Source organism: Gemmobacter sp. LW-1 (assembly GCF_001303875.1).
Lineage (GTDB): Bacteria > Pseudomonadota > Alphaproteobacteria > Rhodobacterales > Rhodobacteraceae > Gemmobacter > Gemmobacter caeni.
Genome location: NZ_LJSC01000062.1, coordinates 1 through 20712 on the forward strand (window position 1 = coordinate 1; position 20712 = coordinate 20712).

Annotated in this window: 21 protein-coding genes; 5 read left to right on the forward strand and 16 right to left on the reverse strand. The window is 65.1% G+C overall.

From position 1 onward, the window contains the following. Window positions 1-90: 90 nt before the first annotated feature. Both AO684_RS19580 and AO684_RS19585 read right to left on the reverse strand, forming a co-directional pair. Complete coding sequence (locus tag AO684_RS19580; protein WP_054304423.1) at window positions 91-1077, reverse strand: XdhC family protein; 987 nt, start codon at window positions 1075-1077, stop codon at window positions 91-93. Window positions 1078-1325: 248 nt separating this feature from the next. Continuing rightward, on the reverse strand, window positions 1326-3128 hold the full coding sequence (locus AO684_RS19585; protein ID WP_054304424.1) for an OmpA family protein: 1803 nt from the start codon (window positions 3126-3128) through the stop codon (window positions 1326-1328). Between the two features lie 288 nt (window positions 3129-3416). Between AO684_RS19585 and rpsF the strand changes: the two genes are divergently transcribed. From rpsF to rplI, 3 genes are read left to right on the forward strand one after another with little or no spacing between them, the layout of a single operon-like run. Beyond that, a complete protein-coding gene (rpsF, locus tag AO684_RS19590) occupies window positions 3417-3848 on the forward strand; it encodes a 30S ribosomal protein S6 (protein WP_054304425.1) in 432 nt (143 codons plus the stop codon). Window positions 3849-3872: 24 nt separating this feature from the next. Then, window positions 3873-4100 (forward strand): 30S ribosomal protein S18, encoded by a 228-nt coding sequence (gene rpsR, locus AO684_RS19595; protein WP_023666208.1) that lies wholly within the window; start codon window positions 3873-3875, stop codon window positions 4098-4100. Window positions 4101-4112: 12 nt separating this feature from the next. Then, complete coding sequence (gene rplI / locus AO684_RS19600) at window positions 4113-4682, forward strand: 50S ribosomal protein L9 (protein WP_054304426.1); 570 nt, start codon at window positions 4113-4115, stop codon at window positions 4680-4682. A gap of 56 nt (window positions 4683-4738) precedes the next feature. Here the strand turns inward: rplI and hisI are convergent, their stop codons facing one another. Continuing rightward, the gene (hisI, locus tag AO684_RS19605) at window positions 4739-5098 is read right to left on the reverse strand and encodes a phosphoribosyl-AMP cyclohydrolase (RefSeq protein WP_054304427.1); all 360 of its coding nucleotides are present in this window, start codon (window positions 5096-5098) and stop codon (window positions 4739-4741) included. A 66-nt stretch (window positions 5099-5164) separates the two neighbouring features. On the opposite strand from hisI, the gene AO684_RS19610 reads away from it, so the two are divergent. Continuing rightward, window positions 5165-5605: an iron-sulfur cluster assembly scaffold protein gene (locus AO684_RS19610; RefSeq protein WP_054304428.1), complete on the forward strand. Its 441-nt coding sequence runs from the start codon at window positions 5165-5167 to the stop codon at window positions 5603-5605. Between the two features lie 140 nt (window positions 5606-5745). Here AO684_RS19610 and AO684_RS22520 read toward each other — a convergent pair whose 3' ends face one another. The 5 genes from AO684_RS22520 to AO684_RS19630 all read right to left on the reverse strand — a co-directional run bounded on the left by AO684_RS22520 (window position 5746) and on the right by AO684_RS19630 (window position 11482). Then, window positions 5746-5868, reverse strand: coding sequence for a hypothetical protein (locus tag AO684_RS22520; protein ID WP_255349808.1), 123 nt, complete (start codon window positions 5866-5868; stop codon window positions 5746-5748). Window positions 5869-6002: 134 nt separating this feature from the next. Next, the gene (gene recG / locus AO684_RS19615) at window positions 6003-8087 is read right to left on the reverse strand and encodes an ATP-dependent DNA helicase RecG (protein WP_054304496.1); all 2085 of its coding nucleotides are present in this window, start codon (window positions 8085-8087) and stop codon (window positions 6003-6005) included. Then, window positions 8084-10333, reverse strand: a complete 2250-nt coding sequence (ligA, locus tag AO684_RS19620) for an NAD-dependent DNA ligase LigA (protein WP_054304429.1) — start codon at window positions 10331-10333, stop codon at window positions 8084-8086. The genes recG and ligA overlap by 4 nt, the downstream gene beginning before the upstream one ends. A 60-nt stretch (window positions 10334-10393) precedes the next feature. Then, entirely contained in the window at window positions 10394-11107 is a 714-nt protein-coding gene (gene ctrA / locus AO684_RS19625; protein ID WP_054304430.1) for a response regulator transcription factor CtrA, read from the reverse strand. A 96-nt stretch (window positions 11108-11203) separates the two neighbouring features. Beyond that, on the reverse strand, window positions 11204-11482 hold the full coding sequence (locus AO684_RS19630) for a DUF1153 domain-containing protein (protein WP_054304431.1): 279 nt from the start codon (window positions 11480-11482) through the stop codon (window positions 11204-11206). A 129-nt stretch (window positions 11483-11611) separates the two neighbouring features. Here AO684_RS19630 and mnmA point away from each other — a divergent pair, with 129 nt between their 5' ends. After that, entirely contained in the window at window positions 11612-12748 is a 1137-nt protein-coding gene (gene mnmA / locus AO684_RS19635) for a tRNA 2-thiouridine(34) synthase MnmA (RefSeq protein WP_054304432.1), read from the forward strand. Here the strand turns inward: mnmA and lpxB are convergent. The 8 genes from lpxB to rseP form a co-directional block, all read right to left on the reverse strand. After that, the gene (lpxB, locus tag AO684_RS19640; RefSeq protein WP_054304433.1) at window positions 12745-13869 is read right to left on the reverse strand and encodes a lipid-A-disaccharide synthase; all 1125 of its coding nucleotides are present in this window, start codon (window positions 13867-13869) and stop codon (window positions 12745-12747) included. The two genes, mnmA and lpxB, sit on opposite strands and share 4 nt — an antisense overlap. After that, window positions 13866-14669, reverse strand: a complete 804-nt coding sequence (locus tag AO684_RS19645; RefSeq protein ID WP_054304434.1) for an LpxI family protein — start codon at window positions 14667-14669, stop codon at window positions 13866-13868. Before AO684_RS19645 ends, lpxB begins: the two co-directional genes overlap by 4 nt. Beyond that, a complete protein-coding gene (lpxA, locus tag AO684_RS19650) occupies window positions 14666-15454 on the reverse strand; it encodes an acyl-ACP--UDP-N-acetylglucosamine O-acyltransferase (RefSeq protein WP_054304435.1) in 789 nt (262 codons plus the stop codon). The genes AO684_RS19645 and lpxA overlap by 4 nt, the downstream gene beginning before the upstream one ends. A gap of 4 nt (window positions 15455-15458) precedes the next feature. After that, window positions 15459-15926: a 3-hydroxyacyl-ACP dehydratase FabZ gene (gene fabZ / locus AO684_RS19655; protein WP_054304436.1), complete on the reverse strand. Its 468-nt coding sequence runs from the start codon at window positions 15924-15926 to the stop codon at window positions 15459-15461. 42 nt (window positions 15927-15968) lie between these two features. Continuing rightward, window positions 15969-16586: an OmpH family outer membrane protein gene (locus AO684_RS19660; RefSeq protein WP_054304437.1), complete on the reverse strand. Its 618-nt coding sequence runs from the start codon at window positions 16584-16586 to the stop codon at window positions 15969-15971. A 2-nt stretch (window positions 16587-16588) separates the two neighbouring features. Next, window positions 16589-18970: an outer membrane protein assembly factor BamA gene (gene bamA, locus AO684_RS19665; RefSeq protein ID WP_054304438.1), complete on the reverse strand. Its 2382-nt coding sequence runs from the start codon at window positions 18968-18970 to the stop codon at window positions 16589-16591. 156 nt (window positions 18971-19126) lie between these two features. Further along, on the reverse strand, window positions 19127-19267 hold the full coding sequence (locus AO684_RS22095; protein ID WP_170120559.1) for a hypothetical protein: 141 nt from the start codon (window positions 19265-19267) through the stop codon (window positions 19127-19129). Between the two features lie 82 nt (window positions 19268-19349). Continuing rightward, window positions 19350-20687, reverse strand: a complete 1338-nt coding sequence (rseP, locus tag AO684_RS19670) for an RIP metalloprotease RseP (protein ID WP_054304439.1) — start codon at window positions 20685-20687, stop codon at window positions 19350-19352. Between the last annotated feature and the right edge of the window lie 25 nt (window positions 20688-20712).

The following is a 20712-nucleotide window of genomic DNA, read 5'->3' on the forward strand; positions in this document are numbered from 1 at the left end:
CGCCCTTGGGCAAAGGCCCATCCGCCGTATCCACCCGATGCGCCAGAATGGCGCCCTCAGCCTCGGTCAGTGACACCGGCCCGAACTGCATCAGCCCTGCCTCAGAACCTGGGTGATCTCGGCCATGACCGAAACCGCGATTTCCGCCGGGCTTTTCGCCCCGATCGCCAGACCGACAGGCGCATGGATGCGCGCAATCTGGCCCGCGTCAAACCCGGCAGCCAGCAGCCGTTCCACGCGTTTCGCATGGGTGCGGGTCGAGCCGAGACAGCCCAGATAGAAGGCCGGGCTGCCCAGCGTGGCGCGGATGGCCGGGTCATCCAGCTTGGCGTCATGCGTCAGCGTCACAACCGCCGTCCGCGCATCCAGACCAAGCGCCGCCAGCGCCTCGTCCGGCCAGTCGTCACGGATCACCTCGCCGGGAAAGCGCGCGGCGGAACCGAAGGTTTCGCGCGGGTCGATGATGCTGACGTCATAGCCGCACAGCCGCGCCATCTGTGCCAGTGGCTGCGCGATATGCACCGCCCCCACGATAGCCAGACGCAGGCCGGGGTTGTGAATGGCGATGAACCAGCCGTCCTCCTCTGGACCGGAGCGGTCGGCACGCATCCGGGTGGCGACCGCGGCCGACAAGGCATCGCCCGGCCCGTCGACCAGACGGCGTTCCCAGCTTTCCAGATGCACGGCATAGGCCAGGGCGCGGCGGGTTGCGCGGGCGGCAACGATTTCGGCCAGCATGGCCTCGGGCAGCGCGGCGCCCACGGGTTCCAGCAGGATACGGATGGTGCCGCCACAGGCCAGACCCACGGCAAAGGCCGTGTCGTCGCTGACCCCGAAGGTCAGAAGCCGGGGCTTGCCGTCGCGCAGCGCCTCCTCCGCCTCGGCGATCACCGCGCCTTCGACGCACCCGCCAGAGACGGACCCCATGATCGCACCCTGCCCGTCAATGACCAATTGCGCACCGGGCTGGCGCGGCGCCGAGCCCCAGGTTTCAACCACGGTGGCCAGAACCGCACCGCGCCCGCCGCGATGCCAGTCAAGCGCGATTTCGGGAATCTGATCGTGCCGGAATTCCATGCTGCCCTCCCGCCTGTGGCCCAAGCTAGCCCCAGCACGGGGTGGCCTGCCATGCGACGAAGGTGCCACAGCCACGCGCGCGCCGCAGCAAAAAAGCAGGCGCCGCAGGGGGGAGGCCCGGCGGCGCCCGGTGTCCGGCTTCGGAGCATTGCCGGGCAGGCCCGCGCGGAGAACAGGGAGAACCCGCGCAAAAGCAAAATGGCAGGGCCGAAGCCCTGCCACCTTGATTTTGGTCAAATTGTCCTGCCTCAGTTCGAGGCAAGTTGACGCATCAGCGGCGAGATCATCCGCACAACAGCCCGGCGATTGCGCGGCTCGTCTCCCGCAGAAGCGATGCGCAGCTCGCCCTCGCCATACCCCTGCACCACCATGTTCTCTGCCGGAACGTCGAAGTATTCGGTCAGCGCCAGCGCCACGCTTTCGGCGCGACGGTCCGACAGCGCGAGGTTATAGGCAGCATCCCCCACCGCATCGGTATGACCTTCGATCAGGAACATCTCGCCGGGGTTTTCCTCGATCATCTGGGACATGAACTCTCCCAGTTGCGACAGCTTTTCCGCCTCCGAAGGCCGGATCGCGGCAGAGCCGGTTTCGAAGGTGATGTTGTCGACATCCACGGTCGGCGCCAGCGCCCGCACCTCCGGGTAATCGCGAATCTGCGCAAGGCTGAACGAACGTCCCGCTTCCGCCGCGCGCAGGCTCAGCATGCGCGCACGCAGCGCCGCATCCTCGCCCGAGGTCGAGATGGCAAGACCCGGCTGCGGCTTCGGCAGACGCGTCACGTCCACTTCCTGCACGCGGTCGCTCAGATCGTCGATCAGCAAGGTCTGGCTGCCATCGAGATTGATGCGCGCCCGGCGCAGCACCCGGCCCGAGGCATCGCGGATGGTGATGATCTGCGTGCCATCGGCGCGATCCACCGTGGTGCGGGTCGAGCCATCGCGATAGGTTTCGGTGCGCACATTGCTGCCCGGTTCGCGGATCAGCGCGTCATCATCCTTCAGCACGACATAATCGCCATAGCCCCGGTCAACGACCACCCGGTCGCCGGTGTTCGACACGACCTTGTTGCCGTTCTTCAGCAGCGTCCCGACGGCCAGCGCGCCAAGCGCCAGAAGCCCGGCCTTTTCCAGTTTCGAGAGGCCGCCACTGTCTTTCTTGGCGGTCTGCTGGTCACCGATCACCGGCGTGTCATAATCCCGGCCGGCGTCGCGGCGATCCTCGCGTGTTACGCGGGATTCCGTGACCTGCGGGCCGTCATCCCCGGAACGCGGCGCGCCAGAGGGCACCAGAGCCGCCTCGGGCTTTTCGGGCTTCTTCGAATTCCGGCGCTTCTTGGTGCCATCCTTCTGCGTGGTGTCGGCCTGCTGCGCGGCGGGTTCCGAGCCGAGCACATCGAGAATCGCCTTGTCCTCTTCAGCACGCGGCTTGCGCTGCTTGCGCGGCTTCTGTTCGGCAGGCGCGGTATTGGCGGTGTTGACCGACGTATCGGGCGCCAGCGTCGGCGCATTGTCGTTGTCCGAGCTGCGCGGCGCGCCGCTGGGCACTTTCACCTGCGGCTCCTCGACCGGCGCGACGGCTTCGCTGCGCGTGGGTGCCTTCGGGACTACCTTGTCCTTCTTGTCGTCTTTCTTCTCTTTCTTCTCGGCCTTCTTCTCCTTTACGGGCTTGTCGGCCTTCTTCTCCTTGGCGGGTTTCTGTTCCTCAGCCGCCTTTTTCTGCTTCTTCACCGGCTCATCCGCCGCCTTCTTCTTGGCAGGCGCCGCATCCTGCCCGGCAGCAGCCTTTTTCTTCTTCGGCTGCTCGGCGCCTTCGCCGTTCTTGCGCTCAGGCGAGCCGCCACCGAATTTCTCGAAGGCGCGCTTCTCGCAATTCGCGGGGTTCTTCACCACGATGCAGTTGGCGCCATCCGGGCAGGCCGTCTTCTTGTCGGGCAGGCAGACCACGGTCTGCCCCTGGACCTGGACACGGGTCTGCGCGCTCAGGGCTGCGGGATTGATGCCAGCCAGAGCGACGGCCAGTGCCGTCGTGCAGTTCAGAATACGGTTCATGCCTATCCTCTTTCGATTCTCTGCGGTGGGCCAAAGGGCAACCACCTGCACCGGAGATGGTTCCCTGTAGACAAAAATCCCCGCTGATATGCCATATCATGCCACCGACAGCCCCTGACAGGCGGGAATTCCGGCAACTCCCCGGAAGTTTGCTTGCGCCAAAGCACAATCCTGTGTAAGGACGCCCATCCTTCCGCATGACCCATGAACCGGCGCAGCCTCTCGTGGACGGGCCGCGGAAGGCGAAAAGGCCCGCCCTATGAAATGCGCCTATGATACGGAGCTTACATGCCTCTCTACGAGCATGTCATGATCGCGCGTCAGGATCTGTCCAACGCGCAGGCCGAAGGTCTCATCGAACATTTCTCCACGGTCCTCGCGGACAACGGCGGCAAAGTCGTTGAACACGAATACTGGGGCGTCAAAACGATGGCCTACAAGATCAACAAGAACCGCAAGGGCCACTACGCCTTCCTGAAATCGGACGCGCCCGCCGCTGCCGTGCAGGAAATGGAACGCCTGATGCGCCTGCATGACGACGTGATGCGCGTGCTGACCATCAAGGTCGAAAAGCACGCCGAAGGCCCGTCGGTCCAGATGCAGAAGCGCGACGAGCGCGAGCGTGGGGACCGTGGCGATCGCGGTGACCGTGGGGACCGTCCGGAAGGCGAACGTGGCGAACGCCGCGAGCGCAGCTTCGGCGGCGACCGTCGTCGTTGATCTGACAGGGAAAGGACCATCATCATGGCGAACAAACCCTTCTTCCGCCGTCGGAAAGTCTGCCCCTTCTCGGGCGACAATGCCCCGGCGATCGACTACAAGGACGTGCGTCTGCTGCAACGCTACATCAGCGAGCGTGGCAAGATCGTTCCGTCGCGCATCACCGCCGTCTCGGCGAAGAAGCAGCGTGAACTGGCCCAGGCCATCAAACGCGCCCGCTTCCTCGCCCTGCTGCCCTATGCCGTGAAATAAGGAGATACTTCGATGCAAGTCATCCTTCTTGAGCGCGTGGCCAAGCTGGGCCAGATGGGCGATGTGGTGAAGGTGAAGGACGGCTACGGCCGGAACTTCCTGCTGCCGCAAGGCAAGGCGCTGCGCGCCACCGACGCGAACATCAAATCCTTCGAGGCCCGCAAGGCGCAACTCGAAGTGCAGAACCTGGAAACGAAGAAAGAAGCCGAAGCCGTGGGCGCCAAGCTCGACGGTCAGGCGTTCATCGTCATCCGTTCGGCTTCGGATTCCGGCGCGCTCTATGGTTCCGTCACCACCCGTGACGTGGCCGATGCGGCGACCGAGGGCGGCTTCACCGTCGCGCGCGGTCAGGTCGTTCTGGATCGTCCGATCAAGGATCTGGGTCTGCATTCGGTGACCGTCGTTCTGCACCCCGAAGTTTCGGTGCGCATCACGATCAACGTCGCCCGTTCGGCCGAAGAAGCCGAACTGCAAGCCTCGGGCAAGTCGATCCAGGAGCTCGCAGCCGAAGCGGAAGCCGCGGCCGAGTTCGAGATCGCGGAACTGTTCGACGAAGTGGGCGCTGCCGCTTCGGACGAGTGATCCGACCGACAGAATGGAAAAGGCCGCGCGGGTTCCGCGCGGCCTTTTTCTTTGCCTCAGGCGATAGGGTCCGAGGTCACCACCTCCTGCCCGTCGCGGATCGCAGTATAGAAACACGACCGCCGGTTGGTGTGGCAAGCGGGTCCGATCTGATCGACCTGCATCAACAGGCAATCGCGGTCACAATCCACCCGCAGCTCCACCAGCCGCTGCACATGGCCCGAGGTCTCGCCCTTGGCCCAGAACCCCTGACGCGAGCGGGACCAATAAGTCACCTGCCCGGTTTCCAGCGTGCGCTTCAGGCTTTCGGCATTCATCCAGGCCATCATCAGCACCTCGCCCGTGGCATGGTCCTGCGCGATGGCCGGGATCAGACCGTTCGCATCATACTTTAGGCCAGCCGGATCGAATGGCATCGGCGCCTCCTTTGCATTGCCGCAGTTGCAGGTCTATCTATGCGGGGACAGCGGCGGAGAAAAGCGATGAGCGACAGCGACCTTGTGAAACTCTATTCCGGCCGGATTCTGGCCCTGGCCGCCGACATCCCGCATCTGGGCCGCCTGCCCGCGCCACAGGGCAGTGCGCGCCGCCGCTCGCCGGTCTGCGGCTCGACCATCACGGCAGATGTGGTGATGCGGGATGGCCGCGTCGCGGAGTTTGCGCAGGACGTGAAGGCCTGCGCACTGGGTCAGGCCTCGGCCGCCGTGGTGGGCGGTGCCGCCATCGGCCGCAACCGGGCTGAGGTTGAAGCTGCGCGGGACGCGCTGCGCGCCATGCTGAAGGACGGGGCGCCACCGCCTTCGGGCGCTTTCGCCGGGTTCGAGGTGCTGTTGCCCGCGCGGGATTACAAGAACCGCCACGCCTCGATCCTGCTGGCGATCGAGGCGCTGGCAGAGGCCATCACGGCGGCAGAGGCCGCATAAAAAAACCGCCGCAGTCATGCTGCGGCGGTGAGTGGCGTGTCTGGCAGGCAGGTGCGTCGGGGACAGTGACGCGGGCATCGCTTGGGGTCGATGCGCCCTTAACAGACCGCAGGCAGTGAAAAACCGGCAGTGTCAGCGGCTCAGGCAAGGCCCGGCAGATTCAGGCCGACAATCAAGAGAACGAACAGCGAGACCGCCCCGGCGGCATCCTCCAGCAAAGTTGCGCGGGAGCGGGTGATGATGGCTTTGACTTCCTTCAGCATCGGAACCTCCTGTCGTTTGTTCCATTATTGTTCTCACATGATTCACATCCTGTAAAGAACTTTTTGAGAACATCCGTGAACATAAAGAGAGAACGCCAGAGCGCGCTCCAGGGTTCCAACACAGAAAGGCGAGCTCAACCCACAGAAATCAGCCTGATCGCCCGATCCTGATCCAGCAACCACAGCAGCAGGCGCACCGCCCGGCCGCGCGGGCTTTCCAGCTGCGGATCTTCAGCCAGCAGCCGCCGCGCATCACTTTGTGCAATTTCCATCAGCGCCGATTGCCGTTCCAGATCGGCGACGCGGAACCGTGGCAGGCCCGATTGCGCCGTGCCAATCAGATCGCCGGCGCCACGCATCGCCAGATCTTCTTCGGCAATACGAAAACCGTCCTCGGTATCGCGCAACGTGGTCAGCCGCCGCTCGCCGCCCTCGCTCAGCGGCGCCTGATACATCAGCAGGCAGGTCGATTCCGCCGACCCGCGCCCGACCCTGCCCCGCAGCTGGTGCAACTGCGCGAGGCCAAAGATCTCGGCCCGCTCGATCACCATGATCGAGGCATTGGGCACGTTCACACCCACCTCGATCACCGTCGTGGCCACCAGAACGCTGGTCTCCCCGGCGACAAATCGTGCCATCGCCGCGTCCTTCTCGGCGGGTGGCATCTGGCCATGCACCAGTCCGACACAGTCGCCAAGGGCGGCACGCAGATGCTGAAACCGCGCCTCGGCACTGGCGTAATCCACCGTCTCGCTGTCTTCCACCAGCGGGCAAACCCAATAAGCCTGCCGCCCTTCGGCCACCGCGCGCGCCAGATGCGCCGCCACCTCATCCAGGCGCTGGGTCGAGACCATCACCGTCTTGACCGGCTTGCGCCCGGCGGGCTTTTCATCCAGCACCGACACATCCATGTCACCATAGCTCGCCAGTGCAAGGCTGCGCGGGATCGGCGTCGCGGTCATCACCAGCACATCCGCCGCCGCCCCCTTTGCGCCCAGCTCCATCCGCTGCGCCACGCCGAAACGGTGCTGTTCGTCGATCACCGCCAGCCGCAGGTCATGAAACTGCACATCCTTCTGGAACACGGCATGGGTGCCGACCAGAATGCCCGTCTCGCCCTCGGCCAGCGCGCGCAGCTTCGCCGCACGCTCCGCCCCCTTGTCGCGCCCGGTCAGCAGGTCAAGCCGCACCCCGGCCGCCTCGGCAAGCGGTCGCAGCCCCTCCAGATGCTGCCGGGCGAGGATCTCGGTCGGCGCCATCATCACGCCCTGGCCGCCCGCCTCCACCGCGACCAGCAGCGCCATCAGCGCGACCAGCGTCTTGCCCGCGCCGACATCGCCCTGCAACAGCCGGTTCATCCGCAGGCCAGAGGCCATATCGGCCGCGATCTCGCCCACGGCCCGACTTTGCGCCCCTGTCGGTGCATAAGGAAGTGAATCCAATACCTTGCGCTGCAAAACCCCGGTTCCGACCGAGGCACGCCCCTTACCGCACCGCGCCCGCATCCGCGCCAGCGCCAGAGTCACCTGATGGGCAAACAACTCATCATAGGCCAGCCGCGCCCGCGCCGCAGCTGCAGGCGCCAGATCGGCGGCACTTTCCGGCGCATGTACGGCCTGAACTGCCGCGTGCCAATCCGGCCAGCCCTCGCGTCGCTTCAACGGCCCGTCGATCCACTCTGCCAGCTCTGGCGCCCGCGCCACTGCCGCCTGCGCCGCTTTGGCCAGAACCTTCTGCGTCACGCCGGCGACCAGCGGATAGACCGGCTCGAACTCTGGCAGATCGCCCGCTTCTTCAGGCCGCAACACATGATCGGGGTGGACCATCTGCGCGATGCCGTCGAACAGCTCCACCCGGCCCGAAACGATCCGGCGCTGCCCGGTCGGCAACAGCCGCGACAGGAAATCGCCGCGCGCATGGAAATAGACAAGCTGGAATTCCAGCGCCGAATCCTTCACCGCCACACGATAGGGCCGCCCTTTCTGGCGCGGCGGAAAGTGGCTGCCCACCGTCACCTCGACCGTTACCACCGCAGGCGGCACCACATCGCGGACCGAGGCGCGGCGGCTGCGGTCCACCCCGGAATGCGGCAGAAGGAACAGCAAGTCCTTCGGCCGTTCAACCCCCAGCCCGGCCATCGCCTTCGCCGTCTTGGGGCCGACGCCTTCCAGCGTCTCCAGATCGGCAAACAGCGGGAAAAGCTCGGGCGGGCGGCTCATCCGGCGGCGCCCGCCAGGGCCAGCCATTCCTCCTCGTCAATCACCCTTACGCCGAGTTCCGCCGCCCGCGTGGCCTTCGAGCCGGCACCCGGACCAGCCACCAGCAGATCGGTCTTGGCGCTGACCGATCCCGCAACCTTGGCCCCCAGCGCCTCGGCCCGCGCCTTGGCCTCGGCCCGAGTCATCTTTTCCAGCGTGCCGGTGAACACGACAGTCAGCCCGGCAACCGGGCTTTGCGTTGCGCGGGCTTCGGGCGGTATGATCTCGGCCAGCTCTGCCACCAGATCCTCGACCGCCTGACGCTCATGCCCGCCCGCCGCAAGCGTGGTCACAAGAGAGGTTGCCAGAACTGCGCCAACCCCTTCAATCGACAGCATTTCCTCCCATGCCGCGCGCGCCTCGGGGCTGGCTTCCGCCATGATCTGCGCCCGCGCCTTCGAAACCTCGGCCCGGCGGCCTGCTTCAGCCGCCGCCGCGCGCTCTGCCACCTCGGCCTCATCCGCTTTCAGGTGCAGGAGCGCGGCCGGATGCGCGGCGTCGATGGCCTGCGACAGCCCGGCCCAACTGCCGTAATGCCGGGCCAGATCCTTGGCCGCGACCTCGCCCAGATGGCGGATGCCAAGCGCGAAAAGGAAGCGTTCAAAGGCGATGCGGCGCCGGTCGTCGATGGCTGCGAACAGCTTTTCGGCACTGCGCTTCCCGAACCCGTCGCGGTTCGCCAGTTTCGCAAGGTTGCGGATGTCCCGGTCCTGAAGGGTGAAGATATCGGCAGGCGCACGCACCGACAGCAGATCGTCGGCAAAGAACATCTCGATCTGTTTTGCCCCCAGCCCCTCGATATCGAAAGCACCACGACTGACGAAATGCTTCAGCTTTTCAATGGCCTGCGCAGGGCAGATCAGGCCGCCCGTGCAACGGCGGATCGAATCGCCCGGCTCCCGGATCGCGGGGCTGCCACATTCGGGGCAGGTTTCGGGGAAGGTATAGGGCGCGGCCTCTTCGGGGCGCTGCGCCAGATCGACATCAGCCACCTTGGGAATTACATCCCCCGCCCGATAGACCTGCACCCAATCACCGATGCGGATGTCCTTGCCATCACGGATCGGCGCGCCCGAGGAATCGCGACCCGCGATATAATCCTCATTATGCAGCGTGGCGTTGGAGACGACGACGCCGCCCACCGTCACCGGCGTCAGCCGCGCGACAGGGCTCAGCGCGCCGGTGCGACCAACCTGAATGTCGATGGCCTCCAGCCGCGTCCAGGCCAGTTCGGCGGGGAATTTATGCGCGATGGCCCAGCGGGGGGTTGCCGCGCGAAACCCGAGCCGCCGTTGCAGCGCCAGATCATTGACCTTGTAGACAACACCGTCGATGTCATAGCCCAGAGTCGCGCGCTGTGCCTCGATGCTGCGATATTGCGCCAGCATTTCCTCGACCGTCAGGCAGAGCCGTGTCAAAGGGTTGGTCCGAAACCCAAGCGCCGCCAGCCGCTCGATGGCGCCGGACTGGGTTTCCGACAGAGGTTCCGACAGCGCCCCCCAAGCATAGGCAAAGAAGCTGAGCGGACGCGAACGGGTGATCGTCGCATCGAGTTGCCGAAGCGAACCGGCGGCGGCATTGCGCGGGTTGGCAAAGGTTTTCTCACCCGCCTCGGCCGCGCGCGCGTTCAACGCGGCGAAATCGGCGTGGCGCATATAAACCTCGCCCCGCACCTCCAGCACATCGGGGGCGCCGATCAGCCGGTGCGGAATATCGGCGATAGTACGCGCGTTTTCGGTGACATTTTCTCCCGTTTCGCCATCACCGCGCGTTGCCGCCTGCACCAGCGCACCGCCCTCGTAGCGCAGCGACAGTGACAAGCCATCGATCTTTGGCTCGGCAGTGAAGCTCAGCGGCCCTTCATGGCCCAGATAACTGCGGATGCGGGTCACGAAATCCGTCACATCCGCATCCTCGAAGGCATTCTCAAGGCTGAGCATCCGCACTTCATGCCGGACCTTGCCAAAGCCTTCGGCCAGCGGCGCGCCAACCTGATCCGAGGGGCTGTCGGCACGTTTCAGCGCCGGGAACTGCGCCTCGATCTCCAGGTTCCGGCGTTTCAGCGCATCGTAATCCGCATCACTGATCTCGGGTGCGTCCTGCCGGTGATAGGCTTCATTCGCCCTGGCAATCGCCTCGGCAAGCCGGGCCAGTTCGGCCTGAGCTTCGGCTTCGGTCATACGATCGACAGGCTGATCTGTGGCCATGTTCCCCTCCGGCTTTGCGCCAGATTTAGGACGCCAGCCCCTCAAGGTAAAGCGCGCGCCTCACGCCCCCATCGCCAGTCGCCGCCCCAGATCATCGGGCAGCGGGTCGCGCAGCACATAGCCACGGCCCCAGACGGTTTCGATGTGGTTCTGCCCACCCGTCGCCTCGGCCAGTTTCTTGCGCAGCTTGCAGATGAAGACGTCAATGATCTTCAGCTCCGGCTCATCCATACCGCCATAGAGGTGGTTGAGGAACATTTCCTTGGTCAGCGTGGTGCCTTTGCGCAGGCTCAGCAGCTCCAGCATCTGATATTCCTTGCCGGTCAGATGCACGGTCTTGCCATCCACATCCACAGTTTTGGCATCCAGATTGACGCAGATTCGTCCGGTACGGATCACCGATTGCGAATGTCCCTTGGACCGGCGGATGATGGCATGGATACGCGCCACCAGTTCCTCACGATGGAAAGGCTTGGTCATGTAGTCATCCGCGCCGAAGCCAAAGCCCTTCAGCTTGCTGTCGGTATCGTCCGCGCCAGAAAGAATCAGGATCGGCGTATCCACCCGTGCAAGGCGCAGTTGCCGCAGGACCTCATGCCCGCTCATGTCCGGCAGGTTGATGTCCAGCAGGATCAGATCGTAGTCATAGAGCTTGGCCAGGTCGATGCCATCCTCGCCGAGATCCGTGCAATAGACGTTGAGATTCGCATGGGTCAACATCAGTTCGATACTGCGCGAGGTCGTCGGGTCATCCTCCACCAGCAAAATGCGCATCTCTGTCTTCTCCGCTTCAGCGCCAGGGTTGTTAACGATACTGGAGGGCAATGGTTAACTAGCGGTTACTGTGACATAGGTTGCGCAGAAAACAATCTAAAGTTGTCTATACTTTTGGATGGCTGTCACTTTCAGGGCTTTCTCGCCATGGCGTTCGACCGCGGCGCGCCAAAGCGCAAATTCCTCTTCCGACAGGGCATAGCGTTCCAGCGCCTCGGCCAGCGGAAGAAGCCCGTAAATCACCGCCTTAACCACCACTGCCTTGCGCGAGGCCACCCAGCGACTGGTCTCCGGCGGTGGCAGATCGGCGCGGGTCAGGATCGAGCCATCCGGCAGCGTGACCTGCCGCGGCCCGTGGACACGTTTCAGATACATGGCATTCCCCTCTTCCATCACGCGAAGTTTCGGCCGACAGGCTTAAGCCTTGATGAAGCGACGGGTTGAGAGTGTCGCGCATTTTCCTATATTGCGCGTAACTTTCCCTGATCCTGCCAGAGTTCCGTCATGCTGGACCATCCGCTGAATTCCCTGGGCTTCGCAAAGCCCCCCTCCGAGACGCGCGTCGTCGTTGCCATGTCGGGCGGCGTCGACAGTTCGGTGGTGGCCGCGCAGCTGAAGGAGGAGGGTTATGACGTTGTCGGCGTGACGCTGCAACTTTACGACCATGGCGCGGCGCTGGCGAAAAAGGGGGCTTGCTGTGCCGGACGTGACATCCATGATGCCCGCCGCGTGGCCGAGACGATGGGCTTTCCGCACTACGTCCTGGATTACGAGAACACCTTCCGCGAGGCGGTGATCGAGGAATTTGCCGATGCCTATCTGGCCGGTGCGACGCCGGTGCCCTGCATCCGCTGCAACGAGCGTGTGAAGTTCAAGGATCTGCTGGCCACGGCGAAGGATCTGGAGGCCGATTGCATGGCGACCGGCCATTACATCCAGCGCATGCAGGGCGCGACCGGGCCGGAACTGCATTGCGCCGCCGATGCCAACCGCGACCAGAGCTATTTCCTGTTCTCGACCACGCCGGAACAGCTCGATTACCTGCGTTTCCCTCTGGGGCATCTGGCCTCGAAGGCGGAAACACGGGCGCTGGCGTCGAAATACGGGCTGCCGGTGGCGGACAAGCCCGACAGCCAGGACATCTGCTTTGTCCCGAACGGCAATTATGCCGCTGTGATCGAAAAGCTGCGCCCTGGCGCGGCCGAACCGGGCGAGATCGTCGATCTGGAGGGTCGCGTGCTGGGCACCCATCGCGGCGTGATCCATTACACCATCGGGCAGCGCAAGGGGCTGGGCATCGGCGGTCTGGGCGATCCGGTCTATGTCGTACGGCTGGACCCCGACAGTCGCCGTGTGATCGTCGGCCCGAAAGAGGCGCTGTCCACCCGCATCGTGCCGGTGCGCGAGGTCAACTGGCTGGGCGATACACCCTTTGACAGCCGGGCGGAATGGCATGTGAACGTCAAGGTCCGCTCCACCCGCCCGCCGCGCCCGGCAGTGATCCGCCCCATCTCTGCCACCGAGGCAGAGGTGGAATTGCTGAACCCCGAGGATGGCGTCAGCGCAGGTCAGGCCTGCGTGTTCTATGCGCCGGAAGGCAGCCGCATCCTCGGCGGCGGCTGGATCTGGCGCGGGCGTTAAAGCACCGAAAGCACAGAGCGCGCCGCGCGCAGGCCGGGCGGCTCGCCACCTTTGCCCAGACGCTCCATCGTCAGGCGCATCGCCGCCTCCTGCGCCGCGCGCTCGGGGCCTTGTGCCAGCAGGGCCAGTACGGCGGGGGCGATGTTTTCGGCCAGACAGGCGGGGCCAAGGAATTCCGGCACCGCCCGTGTCTCGGACACCAGATTGACCAGCGTTACCGTATCAATCAGCGCCGCACGCTTCATCAGCCAGAAGCTGACGGGATGCAGGCGATAGGCAATGACCATGGGGCAGCCATTGGCCGCCAGCTCCAGGGACACGGTGCCCGAGGCCGCCAGCGCCACATCAGCGGCGGCAAAGGCGCCACGCTTGCGGGCCGGGTCCAGCACGATTTCGGGTGCGACCGGCCATTCGGCGGTCACCTCGCGCACCAGAGGCTCTACCGTCGGCAAGGTGGGCAGCACCACGCGCAGGCCCGGATGACGCGCCCGTAACAAGCCCAGAACCGCACCCAACACAGGCGCCAGCCGCCGCACCTCGCCCTGACGCGATCCGGGCAGGGCCAGCAGCAACGGACCATCACCGGCAAAGGCCGCGCGCTCCACCTCCGTCGCCAGCGGTTCAGCCACAACCGGATGGCCGACGAAATCGCAGCTCATCCCCGCCGCCGTCATATAGGGCGGCTCGAAGGGCAGCAGCGCCAGAACGTGATCGACCGCCGTCGCCATCTTCGCCGCCCGGCCCGGCCGCCAGGCCCAGACCGAGGGCGCGACATAGTGGATTGTCCGCAGGTCGGGCCGCGCCGCCTTCACCAGCCGCGCCACGCGCAGGCAGAAATCGGGGCTGTCGATGGTGATCAACGCCCGCGCCCCGCTGGCCAGCACGGCCTCGGCGGTTTCGCGGATACGCCGCTTCAGATGGCGATATTTCGGCAGCACCTCGGCAATGCCCATCACCGAAAGCTCAGCCATCGGGAACAGGCTTTGCATCCCTTCGGCCTGCATGAGTGGGCCGCCCACCCCGTCAAAACGGACACCCGGCGCGAGGTCCTTCAGCCCCGCCATCAACGCGGCCCCCAGTCGGTCGCCGGAAGGCTCGCCCGCGACGAGGAACAGCTTCATGGCTCGCGCGCCCAGAGGAACAGGCCCAGCCGGTCTGCCTCGGCAATCATCGCCGTACGGTCGAGCAGGATCACCCCGCCCGCCTCGAAGGCAATCCCTGCAAGCCCGGCGGCATGGGCACGTTTCAGCGTCTCCAGCCCCAGCGCCGGAAGGTCGATGCGCCGGTCCTGCGCCGGTTTCGGCGCCTTGTAGAACACGCCTTTCGCGCCATTCGGGTCAGGACGGCGGGCGGTTTGCGCCACCCAGTCCAGCATCGCATCGGTGCCCGGCAACGCCTCGACCGCAAGGCACAGCCCCTGTGCCACCACAGCACCCTGTCCCACATCCACGGCCCCGAGCGCGGCGACAATGGCAGCGGCCCGCGCGGCGTCGCGCTCATCGGCGGCACCCGGCGTTCCGCACAAAATGCCCGGCCCGGGCACCAGATCGGGCGCAACCTCCTGCGCGCCGACAACGGCGAATCCGGCTTCCTCGAAAATCGCGACCACCTCGCGCAGGGTGGCATCATCGCCCGCCTGCATCGCGGCCAGAAGGCGCGGCACCATCTGGGCGGTGCCCTGATCGAACAGCGACGGGTCCAGTCTTGGCCGCTGCACCGCACCTGCAAAGACCACACGGGTCACGCCCGCATCCTCCAGCGCGCGCAGGAAGGGCACCAGCCGTTCCACCCGGAACACCTGATCCACGGCCAGCCCTGCGGGGGTGAAACCGTCCAGCGCGCAAACCAGTGGTGACTTCAGCGCGGCGGCAAGGGCAGCGGGCAAGTGCCCGGCGCCTGCAATGATGGCGGTGCGGCTCATTTCGGGGTCAGGAAACTGCGGTCAGTCTGCGACAGGATGAAATCGGTCATTTCGCGCACATGCTGGCTGTCGGTTTCATCCGCCAGACGGCGCGCGCGGTCGAGGAAAGACCCTTCCCCCTGCGCCAGCATCTGATAGGCGGCGCGCAGCGCGGTGATTTCCGACCGTTCGACCCCGCGCCGCTTCAGCCCCACGAGGTTCAGCCCATCCAGCACGCCGCGCGGTCCCTGCACCAGACCATGCGGCAGCACATCATTCGTCACCATCGTCACTGCACCGATGATGGCACCACGCCCGACGCGGACCCATTGATGAACGCCGGACAGCCCGCCGATGATGACATCATCCCCGATATGGCAATGCCCGGCGATGGCAGCCTGATTGGCCATCACAACGCGGTCGCCGATGATCGCGTCATGGCCAACATGGCTGCCGGTCATCATCAGCACATCGTCGCCCACGCGCGTTACGCCACCACCACCCTCGGTGCCGGTGTTCAGTGTTGCACCCTCGCGGATGCGGCAGCGCTTGCCGACGATCAGCCGCGTGCGCTCCCCCTTGTATTTCAGATCCTGCGGCACCTCGCCCACAACGGCGCCCGGAAAGATCACCGTGCCCTCGCCGACCTCGGTCCAGCCAGTGACCACGCCATGCGGCTTCACCACCACGCCGGGGCCAAGCGTAACCTCCGGCCCGATCACCGCGAAGGGGCCGATGTCACAGCCGGGGCCGATGAGCGCCCCCGGTTCGACCACCGCCATGGGATGAATACGCGCGTCCGACATCCGCTCAGGCCTTCGGCACGTCAAACATGGCCATGAACTCGGCCTCACAGGCCAGCTCGTCACCGACCATCGCCCGGCCCTCGAATTTCCAGACCCGGCCGCCGCCGCGCACCGCCTTCACATGCAGTTCCAGCACGTCGCCGGGGCCGACCTTGCGGCGAAACTTCACCTTGTCGACGCCCATGAAGAACACCTTGGCATTCTTGTCGACCAGATCCATCGACAGACCGACGAGAATGCCCGAAGTCTGCGCCATCGCCTCGATGATCAGCACGCCCGGAAACACCGGCATCTCCGGGAAATGCCCGGTGAACTGCGGCTCGTTCATCGTGACATTCTTGATGCCAACGCAGCTTTCGTTGACATAGATGTCACGCACCTTGTCGACCAGCAGGAACGGATAGCGGTGCGGCAGGATGCGCTGGATCAGCGCGATATCAGCAGTCTGCGGCGCGGTCTCGGTTGCGGTCATCGATCACTCCTCTCAGGGGCCGCCGTACCGGCAGCCCGCGTGTCATTGTTCGGGCTGGCCCGCATCGGACGGTTCCGGGGCCTCGGCCGGGGCCTCGCTCGCTGACCCGTCACCCAGCGTGCTGTCGATCCGCGCTACCGCACGGTCCGTCACGTCAATCGCTTCCAGCGAGATGATGATATCGGATTTGTCCATCAGCGCCACGGCACCGATTTCCGCCATCAGCCGCGCCAGAACGGGATAGGCGGTCTGGAAGAACCGCTGCCGGTCCTCCTCGGCCTGGCGGGCCACGGCGCGGCCCTTGGCCTCCTGCGCGGAACGGATGCCCTCAACCTTGGCGTCGAAGGCATCGGCCAGCTTGCGGAATTCGGCGGGTGTCATCGTCGGGCGGCGCTGGGTCAGCGCACGTTCTTCCGCTTCCAGACCGGCCTCGATGCGCTGGTTTTCTGACAGAAGCGACTGCCGGGCCGCCTCGATCCGGGCCTGAACCGCCTTGCCATAAAGCGTGCGCGCGAAAAGCTGGTCCTGCTGCACCACGGCAAGCTGGCTTTTGAAGACAGGACCGGGCTGACCCTCCTGCGCCAGGGCAGGCATGGCCCACAGGGCGGGCGAAAGACCCACCCAAAGCGCCAGAAGCGCCTGTCGCAGGCCCCGCCCCATGATCAGAACTTCGTCGAGATCGTCAGGTCGAAGACCTGTTCCTTGTCGTAGCTCTGCTTCGACATGGCTTTGGCGAAGTTGAAGCGCAGCGGCCCGATCGGCGTGTTCCAGAACACCGAGAAGCCGACGGCAGAGCGCAGGTGGAAACCGTCATCCACCGTGCCGCTGGCCCCGGCCACGTCGTCGAGGCTCCAGACCGAGCCGAAATCGGCGAACAGACCGCCGGTGATGCCGTATTCCTCGGGCAGGCCCAGCGGGAAGTCGGCCTCGAACCGCGCGACGGCAAACAGGTTGCCGCCCAGGGCGTCATCGGTCGCCAGATCGCGCGGGCCAAGACCACCGCGCTCAAAGCCGCGGATCTTGCCACCGCCGAAGTATCGGTCGGTCACGCGGCTGTCGCCGTCCAGCATATGCACCGCGCCGCCTTCAAAGATCGCGCGCAACGTGACTTCCTCGTTCCAGACCTTCTGTTCGGCCACGGCCAGGGCGCTGGCGGTCACGCTTTCGACATCGCCGCCCAGCCCCGCATAATCCAGACCGAAGCGCAGCAACACACCGCCGTTGGGATTGAGCCCGCTGGTGCGGTTGTCATAGGTGTAGCTCAGCCCCACCCCCGATGACATCATGTTGCCCCGCGCCGCATCCCGCTGAATGATCGGCGTGGTCGCCACCACGGTTTCATCAACATCGGGGGTCGCCGGATCATCCGCCACCGCCTGACGCAGGTCCAGCAGCTTGGAATTCTTCAGCGTATAGCGCAGCTCCAGCCGCCCCAGTTCGCTGACCGGGAATTCGATGGCCGGCGAAATACCGATCAGGCGCGTGTCATAGGTCGCATCCTGATTGTCGGTCTCGTTGTAATAGGCGTTGAACTTGAACTTCAGGTCACGGCCAAGGAAGGCCGGTTCGACGAAAGTGATCGAGCTGTTGGCGTTGTCGGTGCCCGAGCTGATGTTCAGGCCCAGGGTCTGCCCACGACCAAGGAAGTTGTTCTCGGTGAGGCCCATGCTGAGGCCGACGCCGGTCTGCACCCCATAGGACACGCCGAAGGACAGCGAGCCGGTGGGCTGTTCTTCCACATCGACGTTGACCACCACCTGATCCGGCGCCGAGCCGGGTTCGGCATTGACCTTCGCATCCGCGAAATACCCCAGCGCACGGATACGCTCGGCCGATTGACGGATCTCGCGCGGGTTGAAGGGGTCGCCTTCGACCGTGCGGAACTGGCGGCGCACCACCTGGTCCAGCGTGGTCGTGTTGCCTTCGATGTCGATACGCTCGACGAACACTTTCTGTCCGCGCACCAGCGTGAAGGCGATATCCAGCGTGCCATCCCGGTCGTTCCGGGTGATGCGCGGCTCGATGGTGACGAAGTTCAGCCCCTGCTTCAGCGCAAGGCTTTCCAGACGGGCAATGTTGGTATCGACCACCCCCGGCGAATAGACCGAGCCGGATTTCACCTTCAGCGCCGCGTCATAGGGGGCGGCATCCAGCCCCTCGATCTCGCTGACGGTGGTGATCTTGCCGAACCTGAACTGCTGCCCCTCACGAACCGAGAAGGTCACGAACACGCCATCACGCTCGCGCGCGACTTCGGCGGCGGCATCCAGCACCTCGAAATCGACGAAGCCGCGCGACAGGTAGAAATCCCGCAGCAACTGCTTGTCGACATCCAGCCGTTCCGGTTGCAGCGAATCGCGGCGGATGAAGGTGCGCAGCAGACCCGCCTGCTTGGTTTGCAGCACCTGCCGCAGGCGGCGGTCGCTGAAGGCACGGTTGCCGACAAAGGCCAGGCGTTCGATCTCGACCGATTTGCCTTCGGTGATCTCGAACACCAGATCGACGCGATTGTCGGAGCGGCGGATGATCTTCGGCGTCACGGTGGCAGCAAGGCGACCCTGCACCTCGTAACCTTCCGCGATGGAGGCGGCATCGGCTTCGGCCAGCGCGGGCGAATAGGCCCGGCGCGCCTTGGACTGGATCGCCTCGGACAGCACTTCGTCCTTCAGGCGCTTGTTGCCCTCGAAGGAAATGGCGTTGATCATCGGGTATTCCTTGACCCGGATAACCAGCCGCGAGCCCTGCGGCTCGACCGAGACTTCCTCGAACAGACCCGAATTTTGCAGCCCCTGATAGGCGTCATTCAGCTGCGCGGCCCCGATCGGCCCGCGACCGATTCCGGCCAGTTTCAGGATGGTGGTATTGTCGACGCGCTGGTTTCCTTCCACGGTCACCTGCGTCAGGTTGATCCCCTGCGCCAGTGCCGGGGTCAGTGCGGGCTGCGAAACGATTGCCCCCGCAAGAAAAACCGATACGGCGACACTGCGCATCAGAACAGACTTGCCCCGGTTCCGGGCTTTCGTTGCGCGCTGTGCCTGATCCATGGCCGGTCCCACACCTGAATGAAATTCCTGGACCTGACTAGCTGGATTGGCGGGACTTGTCAAAAGACTCGGCGCTATCTCTAGGGGCATTGTGGGTCTCGGGCACCAGCCCTGTCGTGCCCGCCGTCAGTCGCGGGCACGAAACCTGACCCGGTGTCAGAACGCGGGCAGCAGTTGGGTGCCCAGAAAGGCCCCGGCCAGAAGGCCCACGAGAACGGTGCCAAGCGTGAACAGCCAGTCCCAGTTGAGACCGACCAGATAGGACAAGCCACGATAGCCATTCATGACGGTTTGCATGTCACACCTCATATCGACACGAGGATGTGATATCGCGCCATTGTGGCATGATTTGGGCGGCCCGGAACCGCCTCAGCGTGGCTCAGCGGCAGAACAGATCGTTCGTCAGACCGAAGGCCATGGTCGCCAGAACCACGATCAGCCCCAGCGACATCAGTCGCTGCAACATCGCATCCGAGGGCGGGCGGCGCATGACCGCTTCCCAAGCGTAGAACACCAGATGGCCGCCATCCAGCACCGGCACCGGCAGCAGGTTCATCAGCCCGACTGCCGCCGAAAGCAGCGCCACAAGCCAGATGAAACTGTCGATCCCCTGCGAAGCCGCCGTGCCCGTGGCCTCGGCGATTCCCAGCGGACCTTGCAGGTTGCACGACGAAATCGCGCCGGTGATCATGTGCCACAGGCCCGACAGGCTGGTGCGCGCGACAAGGCCCACCTGCTGCACGCCCAGCCCCAGCCCCTCGGCCACGCCGGGGGTGCGCAGTTCGGGCCCGAAGGCCAGCCCGCCGGTCAGCCCGATCAGCCAGCGCGTCTCGAATCCGCCTTCGCGCAGCGGCAGGTCAACTCGGCGGGGCGTCAGCGACAGGTCCAGCAATTCGCTGCCCCGCTGCACAGTCAGCACCATCGTGCGGCCTTCCGAGGCGCCGACGATTTCGCGCATCTGGCCGAAGCTTTGCACCGCAGTACCGTCAATGGCCCGCACCAGATCGCCCGGCAGGATACCGCTTTCATCCGCCGCCGATTTGGGCTGCACCGAATCCACCAGCGCCGGATAGGGATGCGGGCCAATGATCTCCTGCTCTGCCCCGTCGCGCAGCACGCGGTAATCCGCGTTGGGCGCCGGTGGCAGGGCATTGCCCCGCGCCATCAGCTCTTCCAGCGTGGTGACCGGCGTGCCCTCCAGCGCCAGAATGCGGTCTCCGGGCAGCAGCGGCTGGCCATCATAGGGAAAGGCCTTGGTCTTGCCCACCAGCGGCTCGTCGGTGGCGATCCCGCTGACCCAGAAGAAGCCTGCAAATACCAGCGCCGAAAAGATGAAGTTGAACACCGGACCCGCCGCCACAGTGGCCGCCCGCGCCCAAAGCGGCGCGCCATGCATCGTATGGCGCCGCTCGGCTGGGGACAGCCTGCCAATCGCCTCGCCATCCTTGCCCGAGGCTGCATCGGCATCGCCAAGGAATTTCACATAGCCGCCGAAGGGCAGTGCCGCGAGTTGCCAGCGCGTGCCGTGCCGGTCCACCCGGCTCAGCAGAACCGGGCCGAATCCCAGGCTGAACACTTCGGCATGGATGCCCGACCAGCGGCCGACGATGTAATGGCCGTATTCATGCACCGCCACGATGATCGACAGCGCCAGAACGAAGGCCAGCACCGTCAGGGCCAGATTTCCGAAACCGGGCATCAGTGCGAGAATGTCCAAACCTTCGTCCTTTCCTCAATCGTCC